The 12763-nt window shown below is 64.5% G+C and carries 11 protein-coding genes and 1 tRNA gene; 7 read left to right on the top strand and 5 right to left on the bottom strand.

Annotated features, from left to right (window positions below; translation table 11 throughout):
• Nucleotides 1–212: 212 nt before the first annotated feature.
• Nucleotides 213–890: a Crp/Fnr family transcriptional regulator gene (locus J7E83_RS09295; protein WP_214961308.1), complete on the top strand. Its 678-nt coding sequence runs from the start codon at nucleotides 213–215 to the stop codon at nucleotides 888–890.
• Nucleotides 891–1037: 147 nt separating this feature from the next.
• On the opposite strand, the gene J7E83_RS09290 is transcribed toward J7E83_RS09295, so the two are convergent.
• From J7E83_RS09290 to J7E83_RS09280, 3 genes are read right to left on the bottom strand one after another with little or no spacing between them, the layout of a single operon-like run.
• A complete protein-coding gene (locus J7E83_RS09290) occupies nucleotides 1038–1949 on the bottom strand; it encodes an NUDIX hydrolase (RefSeq protein ID WP_214961306.1) in 912 nt (303 codons plus the stop codon).
• Between the two features lie 15 nt (nucleotides 1950–1964).
• Nucleotides 1965–2498: a RidA family protein gene (locus tag J7E83_RS09285; RefSeq protein ID WP_214961304.1), complete on the bottom strand. Its 534-nt coding sequence runs from the start codon at nucleotides 2496–2498 to the stop codon at nucleotides 1965–1967.
• 1 nt (nucleotide 2499) lies between these two features.
• Complete coding sequence (locus tag J7E83_RS09280) at nucleotides 2500–2655, bottom strand: DUF4177 domain-containing protein (RefSeq protein WP_214961302.1); 156 nt, start codon at nucleotides 2653–2655, stop codon at nucleotides 2500–2502.
• Between J7E83_RS09280 and J7E83_RS09275 the strand changes: the two genes are divergently transcribed.
• The 5 genes from J7E83_RS09275 to J7E83_RS09255 all read left to right on the top strand — a co-directional run bounded on the left by J7E83_RS09275 (nucleotide 2654) and on the right by J7E83_RS09255 (nucleotide 10014).
• Complete coding sequence (locus J7E83_RS09275; protein WP_251043671.1) at nucleotides 2654–4978, top strand: transglycosylase domain-containing protein; 2325 nt, start codon at nucleotides 2654–2656, stop codon at nucleotides 4976–4978. The two genes, J7E83_RS09280 and J7E83_RS09275, sit on opposite strands and share 2 nt — an antisense overlap.
• A gap of 6 nt (nucleotides 4979–4984) precedes the next feature.
• A complete protein-coding gene (locus J7E83_RS09270) occupies nucleotides 4985–5932 on the top strand; it encodes a metallophosphoesterase (RefSeq protein ID WP_214961300.1) in 948 nt (315 codons plus the stop codon).
• Between the two features lie 168 nt (nucleotides 5933–6100).
• Nucleotides 6101–7924: an ABC transporter ATP-binding protein gene (locus J7E83_RS09265; protein ID WP_214961298.1), complete on the top strand. Its 1824-nt coding sequence runs from the start codon at nucleotides 6101–6103 to the stop codon at nucleotides 7922–7924.
• A complete protein-coding gene (locus J7E83_RS09260) occupies nucleotides 7921–9780 on the top strand; it encodes an ABC transporter ATP-binding protein (RefSeq protein ID WP_214961296.1) in 1860 nt (619 codons plus the stop codon). Before J7E83_RS09265 ends, J7E83_RS09260 begins: the two co-directional genes overlap by 4 nt.
• 157 nt (nucleotides 9781–9937) lie before the next feature.
• Nucleotides 9938–10014 (top strand) — tRNA-Pro (locus J7E83_RS09255).
• A gap of 164 nt (nucleotides 10015–10178) precedes the next feature.
• On the opposite strand, the gene J7E83_RS09250 is transcribed toward J7E83_RS09255, so the two are convergent.
• On the bottom strand, nucleotides 10179–10406 hold the full coding sequence (locus J7E83_RS09250) for a hypothetical protein (protein WP_214961294.1): 228 nt from the start codon (nucleotides 10404–10406) through the stop codon (nucleotides 10179–10181).
• 132 nt (nucleotides 10407–10538) lie between these two features.
• Between J7E83_RS09250 and J7E83_RS09245 the strand changes: the two genes are divergently transcribed.
• Complete coding sequence (locus J7E83_RS09245) at nucleotides 10539–11813, top strand: helix-turn-helix transcriptional regulator (protein WP_214961292.1); 1275 nt, start codon at nucleotides 10539–10541, stop codon at nucleotides 11811–11813.
• Here J7E83_RS09245 and J7E83_RS09240 read toward each other — a convergent pair.
• Nucleotides 11810–12763, bottom strand: coding sequence for a phosphoribosylaminoimidazolesuccinocarboxamide synthase (locus J7E83_RS09240; protein ID WP_214961290.1), 954 nt, complete (start codon nucleotides 12761–12763; stop codon nucleotides 11810–11812). The two genes, J7E83_RS09245 and J7E83_RS09240, sit on opposite strands and share 4 nt — an antisense overlap.

The following is a 12763-nucleotide window of genomic DNA, read 5'->3' as shown; positions in this document are numbered from 1 at the left end:
CTTCTGTGGACCAAGGCCTGACCCGGATTCGGCCCCCGGTCAGCCGGCCAAGGCGGGGAGCTGTGTGTGGCTGGCAGCATCCAGCAGCCCCAATGGGACGTTCCTGCAGTCGTTTAGGGTGTTTCGGCTGCCAACTACGTCACAGAACCTTCAAAATTCTGAAACAATGGCACAAGCCGCCCACAGCCGACACATTTTATTCAGGAGATTACATGGACATCGAGGTACTGCGCCGAGCCCCCCTTTTCGCCACGCTCGACGACGAAGCGTTCCGTCTGCTGACGGACGAGCTGACCGAGGTGGACCTTTCCCGCGGCGCGTCGGTATTCCGCGAGGGCGACCAGGGTGACCAGCTCTACTTCATCGTCTCCGGAAAGGTGAAGCTGGGACGTACCTCCCCCGATGGCAGGGAATCGCTCCTGGCCATCCTCGGCCCGGGCGAACTGTTCGGCGAAATGGCGCTGTTCGACCCCAGCCCCCGCACCGCCACCGCCACTGCGGTGTCCGAGACCCGCCTCGCCGGGCTCAGGAACGAGAGCCTCAACGCCCTGCTCCGCACCCGCCCCGAGGTTTCCGCGCAGCTGCTGCAGGCCCTGGCCCGCCGACTGCGCCGCACCAACGACTCCCTCTCAGACCTGGTCTTCTCGGACGTCCCCGGCCGCGTGGCCAAGGCCCTCCTGGACCTGGCCGACCGTTTCGGCCGCCCGGCAACGGATGGCGTCCTGGTGGCTCACGAGCTCACCCAGGAAGAACTGGCCCAGCTGGTCGGTGCGTCCCGCGAGACGGTCAACAAGGCCCTGGCCGAGTTCGTTCAGCGCGGCTGGCTCCGTCTGGAAGCCCGGGCAGTCGTCATCCTGGACATGCAGCGACTCCGCCAGCGCTCCCGCTAGTCCCAAAGCACAAAGGCCGGCCCAGGGAATCGGGACCGGCCTTCTGCGTTTAACCCACCCCAACGCTCTCTCACTTCCTGCAGGCTTTGGCGGAACGCTCGCTCACATCGCGCAGAAAGCGGGCACGACAAACGCAATAACGGGGAGTCACCGCTCGCGCTGGGGATCGCCGGCGACGGTTTTGGCGGCCTCGACTTCAAGCATGAGCCCGCTATCCTCTTCGACCAGCTTGGGCTGGTACACGTGGGCCTTGCGCTTGTAGCTGAGGTAGGCGATGCAGCCGTTAGCGGCGGCCATCTTTTCCAGCATGATCTCCACGCCTGGCACCACGAGTTGGCTCAGGGTCAGGCCAACGGTGTTTTCCTGGCCCACCTCATCGCCGAGCGCGGTGGTGTGGCGCTCGGCGATGACCTTGGTAGCGCACACCCAGCGGCCCCACACGCCCTTGCTGTCCAGCAGGCTGGGCTGCTGGTTCATCGGCACTGTCGCCGCAAAGTAGCGAGTGTCGAAGCGCTGGTGGGCGAAGTCGGGGCTGCGCCAGTTGACCAGGGATTTCAGCAGGTCAGTGCGCAGCGACAGCCCGCGCCTGGACAGCGCCTCAGTGAAGGACTTCTCCTGGTTGGCTATGGCCTCCCGGGCACGCATCCAGTCGTGGGTGGAGGTGGCCTCCACCGTGCCGGACACATCGGAGCCGGCAAGCAGCACACCGGTTTCCTCGAACAGCTCTCGGATGGCACCCACCACGTGGCGGCGCGCCAGCGTGACGTCGTCCGTTCCCATCTGCTCGGCCCAATGCTGGGGCGGGGGACCCAGCCAGCCGACGGCGTCGTCGTCGGACGCCTGCAAGGAACCTCCCGGAAAGGCCAGGACCCCCAGCGGCGAGGAGCCCGGCCGGTAGCCGAGCCAGGTCTCCAGGCCGGTGGGGGAATCGCGGAGCAGGACTACTGATGAGGCGAGGCGGGCGGCACGCGGCGTCCGCTCGCCGTGTTCAAGCCAGCTTTGTGCTGCCCCTTCAAGATCGGGAGGGAGGACAAACAGGCGTCGGGCGAGCTGAGGCAAAGGAAGCGACCGGTCCTAGCTGAATTCGGCGATCAGTTCGACTTCTACGGGAGAGTCGAGAGGCAGCACTGAAACGCCGACGGCGGAGCGGGCGTGATGGCCCGCGTCACCCAGGACGCGGCCCAGGAGTTCGGACGCTCCGTTGATGACGCCCGGCTGTCCGGTGAACGAAGGATCGGAGGAGACGAATCCCACAACCTTGACGATCCGCGTGATGCGGTCGAGGTCGCCGATGACGCTCTTGACGGCTGCCAGGGCGTTGACGGCGCAGACGGCGGCGAAGCGCTGGGCGTCCTCGGGGGACACCGTCGGCTCGTCAGCGTGGCTTTCGGTGCCAGTGGACACCTTGCCCGTAGCTTCGAGTTTGCCGTTAATAAACGGCAGCTGCCCGGAGGTGTAGACATGGTTGCCGGAGATCACCGCCGGCACGTAGGCGGCCACCGGGGCGGCCACCTCGGGGAGGGCCAGGCCAAGTTCAGCCAAGCGCTGTTCGACGGCGGAAATCGGCGCGGTTGCCGCACCGGACGTGGTTTCTGCGGGGGTGCTCATGCTATTGCTTCTCCCTCTTGAGGTAGGCAACGAGCCCGTTTCCGTCCGGACCTGGAACGACCTGGATGAGCTCCCAGCCGTCCTCTCCCCACTGGTCCAGGATCTGCTTTGTGGCGTGGATAATGAGCGGAATCGTGGCGTACTCCCATTTGGTCATGACTAAAAGACTAGTCCTTGCCGGTAAAGTGGAAAACATGGTGACTCGTAGGAACCCGATTTTCGACACGGCCACTACCCTCGGAAAGATCTTTGGCTTCCTTGGCGTGAGCGCGATTTGTGGTGTGCTGGTGGCGGGCCTGCTGGTCCCCGCCGCCGCCGTTTCGGGCAGCACAGCAAGCGGTTCCATCCAGTTCTTCGACACCCTTCCGGCGGAGTTGAAGGTGGACCCGCCCAGCCAGTCCACCAGGATCCTGGCAGCAGACGGCAGCCTCATCGCCAACCTGTATGAGGAGAACCGCACCAAGGTTTCCCTCGACCAGATCTCTCCGTTGATGCAGGAAGCCATCATCGCCGTTGAAGACAGCAGGTTCTACGAGCACGGCGGTGTGGACACCACCGGCATCCTGCGGGCCGTGGTCAGCACAGCCCGCGGCAACAAGCAGGGTGCCTCCACCATCACCCAGCAGTACGTCAACAACGTGCTCAACGCCAACCTTGCCGCCGAGGGCAACGAGGCTGCCATCAAGCTCAACGGTGTCAACAAGGGCGTGGGCGACAAGCTCCGCGAAATGAAGCTGGCCATCGCCCTGGAGAAGACGTTCACCAAGGAGCAGATCCTCGAGGGCTACCTCAACATTGTCTTCTTCAACCGCGACGCGTACGGCATCGAAGCCGCCTCCAAACTCTTCTTCAGCACCACCGCGAAAGACCTGACTCTTCCCCAGGCAGCCCTCCTGGCCGGCCTGGTCAACAGCCCGTCGGCGTTTGACCCCATCGCCCACCCCGACGCCGCCAAGGCCCGCCGTGACTTGGTGCTGGGCCTGATGCTGGACCAGCACAAGATCACCCAGGCCGACCACGACGCCGCTGTAGCCACCCCGGTGGAGCCCAAGGTCACCCCCGCACGCCAGGGCTGCGCCTATGCGGCCACCGCACCATACTTCTGCGACTACGTGCTGCACCTGCTGCTGAATAATCCTGCGTATGGGGCGGACACCACAGAGCGCCAGAACAACGTCTTCCGCGGCGGCCTCACCATCAAGACCACCCTGGATCCCAAGGCGCAGGCTGTCGCCCAGGAGCAGGCCGATGCTGCGGCCGGCGCCAACCCGGATAACTGGGGAGCGTCCATGGTCTCAGTGCAGCCGAACACCGGCAAGATCCTCAACATGGCGCAGAACACCTCCTACCTGCCAGTGGAGGGAAAGTTCAACCAAACGCAGAACTTCAACGTGGACGTCATGGACAAGGACGGCAACGACCTCAACGGTCTGGGCGGGTTCCAGCCCGGTTCCACCATGAAACCGTTCACTTTCGCGGAGTGGCTCAACGAGGGCAAGACCATGAACACCACCGTTGACGCGAGCGTGCGAAAGTACAGGGCAGGCTTCCCGTGGCGGAATACCTGTCCAACTCCCACCGATGGCGTCTATGACTCCTCCGTGCCCGGCAGCTACGACCTGCAGAACGCTGACATCACTCACTACTATCGGATGCCTGTCCTCTACGGCCTGATGAACTCCATCAACACGGCGACATTCGCCTCGGCCGCGCAGCTTGACCTCTGCGGCATTCAGAAAATCGTGGATGCGGTGGGCATTCACGGTGGCCTTCCGGCCATAGACAAGGACGGCAAGATCACAGACGCCAACCCGGCTGTCCCCATGACCACCCTGGGTAACCTGATCGGCTCCACGCAGACAGCACCGCTTACCATGGCGTCGGCGTTCGCCACGTTCGCGAACGACGGCAAGTACTGCGAGCCCATCGCCATCACGTCGGTAACGGACCAGACGGGCGCCGAGCTACCCGCACAGTCGAGCAACTGCAAGGACGCCGTCAAGCCCGACGTCGCACGCGGAGTTGCCTACGCCATGCAGGAAGTGCTTAATGGCGGATCGGGTTCGCTGATCGTCCCCCGCCTGTCCACCAAGACCAACTTCCCTGTGGCAGCCAAGACCGGCACCAACGACACCAACGGTTCCACCTGGGTGGTGGGCTACACCACGGGCGTGGCAACAGCGGCCTGGTTCGGCGACCCTCTCGGTGACCAAAAGCGCCTCGGCCGGAACCTGACCATCAACGGCAAGAAGTATGACTCGATCGACGGTTACATGATCGCCGGCCCCATGTTCGCCAAGTACATGCTCCAGATGGCCCCTGCCTACGGCACCAACCCGTTCCCCGCACCGCCCAGCAACATGGTGAACGGTACCCCGGCCAAGGCCTCGCCCACCACGCCGACAACGCAATCCACGGCGCCCGCTCCGCAGCCGTCTCCCGAGCCAAGCAAGAACGACAACGGCAAGGGCAACGGCTAGCCGCCCATGGTAGTCAGCACCGCTTTGGCGAGCCGCGTCCGGAACATCGGGCGCGGCTTTGCCGTCACCGCCGCAGCCGGGGCCGCCGCCGGGATTGGCGCGTTCGGGTACGGGTTATGGGAAAAAAACCAGTTTGTCCTCCGCGAGGAAACGCTGCCCATCCTGCCCGCGGGCCAGGACCCGTTCCGGGTCCTGCACCTGAGTGACATCCATTTCGTCCCAGGCCAGGACACCAAGACGGCCTGGCTGCAGTCCCTGGCCTCGCTTGAGCCGGACCTGGTGGTCAACACCGGAGACAACCTCAGTCATGTCAAGGCCGTCGATCCCCTCCTGGAGGCTTTGCGCCCGCTCCTGGAATTTCCCGGTGTTTTTGTCCCGGGCTCCAACGACTACTACGCCCCAAGCCTCAAGAACCCTGCCTCGTACCTCCTTGGCCCTTCCAAGGCAAGGCGGGAAAACATCGAACTGGACTGGCCGCGGCTGCGGGCCGGGTTCGGCATGCGCGGCTGGGTGGACCTGACAAACCGGCATCAGTCACTGGTCCTCAAGGGCATGCGTTTCGATTTCTCCGGAGTGGACGATCCCCATTTGAACCGCGAGCGGTACGCAGGCTGGCCCCGCGGCACCCGCAGCCAGGACGGGGACCCGCACCTTCGGGTGGCCGTCATCCACGCACCCTACCAGCGCGTGCTGGACCACTTCACGGAGGACGGAGCGGACCTGCTGCTGGCCGGCCACACCCATGGTGGCCAGCTCTGCATCCCCGGCTACGGCGCCCTCGTTGCCAACTGCGATATTCCCACGTGGCGGGCAAAGGGGCTGAACGACTGGCAAAGCAACGGAAGTACGACGCCGGTGAACGTCTCCGGCGGTATCGGCACGTCCCGCTTCGCCCCGGTCCGCATCGCGTGCAAGCCCGAGGCCGTGCTGCTCACCCTGACCGCCCGTGGCTAACGCCGCGGCCCGCCAGTTGCCCGCTAAGCCAGCTGCAGGTTTGCCATATTGCGAACTGCAATAACTAGCCAAGCTCCCGTCCGGGCCGAAGATCCTGTGAATCGTGTCACCCGATGGCATAAGGTTGTTGCTACGGGAAACTATTCGATCAGAGCTTGAGAAGCGGGCATGGCCAAGCAGACTTCATTTTTCACATCAATCCGCCGTCTTTATCCTCACGTAAAACCGATCCTCCCCCGGCTCCTTATGGGGCTTATTTGCGCACTCCTGGCCAGCGTCCTGGCACTCACCATCCCCCAGGTGCTCCGTGTGCTGATCAACCAATCGCTCCAGCCCGGCGGTGACCCAAACGCCGTGTGGGCTGCCGCCGTCGTGATCCTGGTCCTGGGCATTGGCGAGGCAGGACTCGTGGCGCTCCGCCGCCAGTTCGTCATCAACCCGGCAACCACAGTGGAGACCCGGATGAGGGTCTCCCTCTATGACCACCTGCAGGACCTGACCGTCTCGTTCCACGACCGCTGGGGTTCAGGGCAGCTGCTCTCCCGCGCCATGACGGACCTGAACTTCCTGCGGCGGTGGATGGCCTTCGGCGCCATCATGCTGGTGGTCACCACGCTCACGGTGATTATCGGCATCGCCGTGATGTTCGCCATGAGCTGGCAGCTGGCCCTGATCTTCCTGGCCGCCGCCGTGCCCATCACGATCTCCAGCTTCCGCTTCCGGACCCGTTTCAGCAAGGTGGCCCGGCGCAGCCAGGACCAGGCCGGCGACCTCGCCACCACCGTGGAGGAATCCGTCCACGGGATCCGTGTTCTCAAGGCTTTCGGCCGCAGCCGGGAGGCACTGGAGAATTTCAATGAACAGGCAGAGGAACTGCGCCAGACGGAGATTTCCAAGGCCCGGCACCAGGCGACCTTCACCCTGGTGGTCACCCTCCTGCCGGAACTGGCCCTTGGCGCCGGGCTGGTGGCGGGCGTGATGCTGTGCGCCAGCGGCGAGCTGAGTATCGGCGCCCTGGTGGCCTTCTTTGCCACCGCGGCAGTCATCGCCTCGCCGGTGGAATTCTCGGGGATGCTGCTGGCCATGGCACTCACAGCCAAGACCGCCGTCGACCGCCATTACGAGGTGATGGACACGGAAAACACCATCACCAGCCCACCCGAGCCCCGGAAACCCGCGCAGCTCAGGGGCACGCTGGCCTTCAACAATGCCACCTTCGCGTTTGAGGACGCGCCGGACAAGCCCATCCTCAAGGGCATCAGCCTGGACATCCGGCCAGGGGAAACCATGGCGCTGGTGGGCATCACGGGAAGTGGAAAAAGCGCACTGATCCAGCTGGTCCCCCGGCTGTACGACGTCACGGAGGGCGCCATCACCATCGACGGCGTGGACATCCGCGAGTTCGACGTCGAAGAGCTGCGCCGCGTAGTGGGCGTCGCCTTCGAGGACACCACGCTGTTCTCCAACTCCGTCCGTGACAACGTGCTGCTGGGCGCCCCGGAACGCACCGAGGAGGTCCTGGACGAAGCGCTGGACGTGGCCCAGGCACACTTCGCCTACTCCCTGCCGGAGAGCGTGGACACCCTGATCGGCGAGGAGGGCCTGAGCCTGTCCGGCGGGCAGCGCCAACGGATCGCACTGGCCCGCGCCATCGCGGCCAAGCCGCGGGTCCTCGTGCTGGATGATCCGCTTTCCGCCCTGGATGTGCACACCGAAGAGCTGGTGGAGGCCCGGCTCCGCCACGTCCTGAAGGACACCACCACGCTGATCGTGGCGCACCGCCCGTCCACCGTGGCCCTTGCCGACCGGGTGGCGCTGCTCGAAGAAGGCCGGATCACCGCCGTCGGAACCCACACAGAGCTGCTGGCGGAAAACCACCACTACCGCTACGTGATCGCCAGCCTGGAGCAGGAGCCCCGGGACCTTGATTCCGACCTGCTGGATTCGGAGCTGTCGGCGCTCGAGGACGAGGCAGAGGAGATCAACCGATGAGCACCGCAACCTTCGGCACTGCCAACGAGGACAACGCGCACCTCAGTAAAAGTGACAGCAAAGCCGTACGACGGCGGTCGCTCGCCCTTCTGGGCTCCCTGATCCGTCCGGTGCGGCTCAGGTTCTGGCTGACCCTCGCCACCGTCGTGCTTTCGCAGGCAGCCCGGGTGGCGGGACCTGCCCTGATCGCCTTCGGCATCGACCACGCGCTCCCCGCATTGAAAGCGGGCGACAACCTGCCGCTGGTGCTCACCGGCGTCGGTTATTTGGCCGCCGCCATCGCGACGGCGGCACTCACCGCCCTGTACGTCACCTCCACCGCGCGGCTCAGCCAGGCGATGCTGCTGGACTTGCGTGTCCGGGTCTTCAGGCACACCCAGAGGCTGAGCCTGGAGTTCCACGAAAGGTATACGTCGGGCAGGATCATCGCGCGGCAGACCTCAGACCTCGAAGCGCTGCGCGAGCTCCTCGATTCCGGCGTCAGCTCCCTGGCCTCGGGCATTCTGTTCATGATCTTCACGGCCATCACGGTGTTCGCGCTGGACTGGCGCAGCGGCTTCCTGGTGCTGGCGGCAGGCGTGCCGATGTACTTCCTGTCCCGCTGGTACCAGAAGCACTCCCAGATCGCCTTCCGTGAGTCCCGTGTAGTGTCGGCCAGGCTGATCGTGCACTTTGTGGAAACCATGACCGGCATCCGCGCCGTGAAGGCCTTCCGCAAGGAACGCGAGAATGCCGCGGAGTACGGCCAGCTGGCGGAGGATTACCGGCTGGTGACGGTGCGCTCCATCAACCTCAACGGCATCTTCCAGCCCGGCCTGGTACTGATCGGCAATATCTGCGTGGCCGTGGTGCTGCTCGTTGGAGGCTTCCGGGTCCTCAACGGCGAGCTGGCTGTCGGCGTGCTGCTGGCGCTCATCCTGTCCACCAAGCGGTTCTTCCAGCCGGTGGACCAGATGGCCATGTTCTACAACTCCTTCCAAAGCGCCCAGGCTGCCCTCGAAAAGGTCTCCGGACTGCTTGAGGAAATCCCCACCGTCCGCCCGCCCAAGAATGCTGTGGCGCTGCGGGACGCCAAGGGTGCCATCGACTTCAACGGGGTGGAGTTCCGCTACGGCGACGGTCCGGTCATCATCCCCAGTATGGACCTGCACATCCCCGCCGGTCAGACAGTCGCCCTGGTGGGCCAGACGGGCGCCGGCAAGTCCACCCTGGCCAAGCTGATCGCCCGGTTCTACGACGTCTCCTCCGGCACCCTGACCCTGGACGGCGTGGACCTGCGCAACCTCAGCACCACGGACCTGCGCCGGAACATTGTGATGGTCACCCAGGAAGCATTCCTTTTCAGCGGCTCGGTGGCGGACAACATCGCCCTGGGCCGGCCCGAGGCCTCCCGCGAGGAGATCGTGCAGGCGGCCCGTGCCGTGGGCGCCCATGAGTTCATCACGGAGCTTCCCGAAGGCTACGACACCGACGTCAACAAGCGCGGCGGCCGCGTCTCGTCCGGCCAACGCCAGCTCATCAGCTTCGCGCGGGCGTTCCTGGCCCGGCCGGCAGTACTGATCCTGGATGAGGCAACCTCGTCGCTGGACATCCCCTCCGAACGCCTCGTCCAGACGGGCCTGGGGCGGCTCCTGCAGGCAACGTCCGACGCCGGCATTGCCGCGGGTGCCGAGTCCCGGGCCGGAGGGCGCACGGCGCTCATCATCGCGCACCGCCTGTCTACGGTGGAAACGGCCGACAGGGTGCTCGTGATCCACGATGGGCGGGTCGTGGAGGACGGCACCCCCGCGGAGCTGATCGGCGGCGGCGGACGGTTCGCCGACCTCCACGGCGCCTGGAAGGACTCGCTGGTTTGAGTGGGTCGGTGGGTTTCCCCACCTGTGAGCGGTGCGCCGGCGTGTTCCCGCATGGGGCCACCGCCGGCCGCTCCAGACCTGCGGAGATTCCGCCGCCACGGATTTCGCATCGGGACCAGGCATCGGCTATTCTTGTAAAGTTGCTTTTGCAGCGGATCGGGATGTAGCGCAGCTTGGTAGCGCGCTTCGTTCGGGACGAAGAGGTCGCAGGTTCAAATCCTGTCATCCCGACCAACAACAAGAGGGTCTCCTTGGGGAGGCCCTCTTTTGCTTTGCCCAGGCACCGCTGTCATACCCACGCACCGATGTCATACGGGCAGCGGTGTCATACGGGCAAAGGAATGGCCCCGGAACATGGACCGCCATGTCCCAGGGCCTCGCCTCCTTGTGAGAAGTTATTACATGGGGTCGGGCCAGTTGCCGACGTACGTGGTGTAGTCAGTGCCGCTATCCTTGTCCTTCGTCTTGTCCTTGACCGGCTTGGACATGGGATCAGGCCAGTTCCCTACTGCCACGGAGACACCAGTGGTGTCAGCGACGGAACCAGCAGACAGGACGGCCGGGGCCGCCGCAGAAAACGCCAGGGCCCCAGCCAATACGGCTGCGGCTGCAATCTTCTTCAACATATAAGTTCCTCAATACGGGTCGGATTCGTTACAAAATCAGCACTGTCCTTGTTGACATACATTGTAAAATGTTTTCCACAGGGACTGTCAAGCATTGAGTATAAAGACTGTCCGGAATTAGGAGGATATCCCGTGGGCAACGGATTCGGGGAGAAGCTCAGAGCGGAGCGTCTCGAACGTGGGCTGACACAGGCTGAACTGGGCAAGGACCTGTATTCCCCCAGCTACATCTCCCTGCTCGAAACCGGCCGTCGGGAGCCCACGGCCGAAGTGATCGAGGAGCTCGCTCGCAGGCTGGAGCTGGCGCCCAAGGCGCTGGAGGCCTGGAGCCAACCGATTTCAGTCAGCGATGCCGAGTACGTCCTGGCCGGTCTCTACGCACGCCAGGCATGGGACCTCAGGGACTATCCACTCGCTGCAAGCCACGCTGCAACGGCGGCGCAGATCGCCCTTGAAGGCAAGAACACCAGCGCGTGGTGGAACATGACGTACATGCAGGCCGAGTGCCTGATCAAGCAGGGCAACTGGAAAGAGTGCCAGAAGATCATGGAGCATCTGCTGGAGCACCCGATGGCCACGGAATCCGTGGGCCTCGCCGTGCGCGCCCGCCAGATGCTCGCCGGGATCTGCCAGGGGCAGGGCCAGCTGAGTACAGCCGTGGACCACGCTTTGGAAGCCGTGAAGCTCTGCTCCCAGCTCCCCAATGGCTCAACGCTCATCATCGGCGCGCACCGGGCCCTTATCGGCTCCTTGGCGGAGAGCGGCCGGCTGGACGAGGCGTGGAAGTACTGCCAGGACATGAACGACCAGGTGGACGAGCATTCGATGTCGCAGCTCGCAGGCGAAGTGGCCTGGGTCATCGGCAACGTGGCTTTCATGCGCCATGACTACCCCGAGGGCATCAAGTACCACGAGCGGGCGGCCAGGATGCTCTCCCCCGCCAACGACATCGAACTCTGGGCCCGTTTCAACAAGGCATCGGCTGCCGTGCGCCTGTCCTCGGGGATTGTGGAGCCGGAAACGCTGACGTCCATCGAACGCGCCGAACTGGCGCTGTCCATCGTCGGCGGCAACAAGACCGATCATCTGGAAGTAGCCTTCATCCGCGCCCGCTGGCTCTACCTCACCGGCGACATCGTTGCCGCCGTCGAGAAGCTCCGCGAAATCCACGCGGAACGCGGCGCCCTCGCCAAGCACACAGCTGGTGAAGTGTCGCTCCTGCTCGGAAAATCCCTCAAGGCTGCCGGCGAGTCCGACGAAGCCCTGGTCTACCTCAAGGAGGCGCAGAAAGCTTTCAGTGCCGCCGGCGCCCAGGACCGCGTTCAGCAGGCACTGGACGCCGTCCTGGAGATCAATCTCGCCCAGCAGCGCGCCGCCAAGGCGGATAAGGCCGCGAAGGCAGGCTAGGAGAAGGCTTTTCCGGTCAGCTTCTCGTAAGCCTCCACATAGCGGCCGCGGGTCCGGCTCACGACCTCCTCGGGCAACGCCGGCGGGGGCGTGTCTGAGTTCCTGTCCCAGCCGGATTCGGCCGAGGTCAGCCAGTCCCGGACGTACTGCTTGTCATACGAGGGCTGCGCCTTGCCCGGCTCGTAGGTTCCCGCGTCCCAGAAGCGCGAAGAATCCGGCGTCAGCACCTCGTCGCCCAGAGTGATGGCACCGGACACGGCGTCGTAGCCGAACTCCACCTTGGTGTCAGCCAGAATGATGCCGCGTTCCCGGGCGATCTTCTCCGCGGTGTTGTAGATCTTCAAGGTCAGTTCGCTCAGCCGCGCGGCGATGTCGTCCCCTACCATCGCCACCACGGCGTCGTAGGTGATGTTCTCGTCATGCTCGCCCAGGTCAGCCTTGGCGGACGGGGTGAAGATCGCCGTCTCCAGCCGGGAACCGTCCACCAGACCCGGCGGAAGGGGTATCCCGCAGACAGTGCCTGAGGCGTTGTACTCCAGAAGACCGGAACCGGTGAGGTAGCCGCGGGCGATGCACTCCACAGGGAACATCTCCAGCTTCTTGCAGATCATGGCACGGCCTTCAACGGCAGCGGGAACACCGCCCTCCACTGTTGACGCCAGCACGTGGTGCATCACATCCAACTGGTCGAACCACCACAGGCTCAGTTGCGTAAGGATGCGTCCCTTATCCGGGATTTCGCTGGCCAGCACGTGATCGAAGGCGCTGATGCGGTCGCTGGCCACCACCAGAACGCAGTCCTGGCCCGCCTGGTCGCGGATGGATTCGTCGACGGGCTCATACAGGTCCCGGACCTTGCCCGAATAGACGTGCTTCCAGCCCGGCAGGTCCAGGGTTTCAGTCTTCAGGCCCTTTGTGGCCGCCGGTTCGAGGGAGGAATTCTCAGTCAT

This window comes from Arthrobacter sp. ISL-48 (assembly GCF_018613805.1).
Taxonomy (GTDB): Bacteria; Actinomycetota; Actinomycetes; order Actinomycetales; family Micrococcaceae; genus Arthrobacter.
The sequence above is the reverse complement of the archived record's forward strand: the minus strand, read 5'-3'. Positions and strand labels throughout refer to the sequence as shown.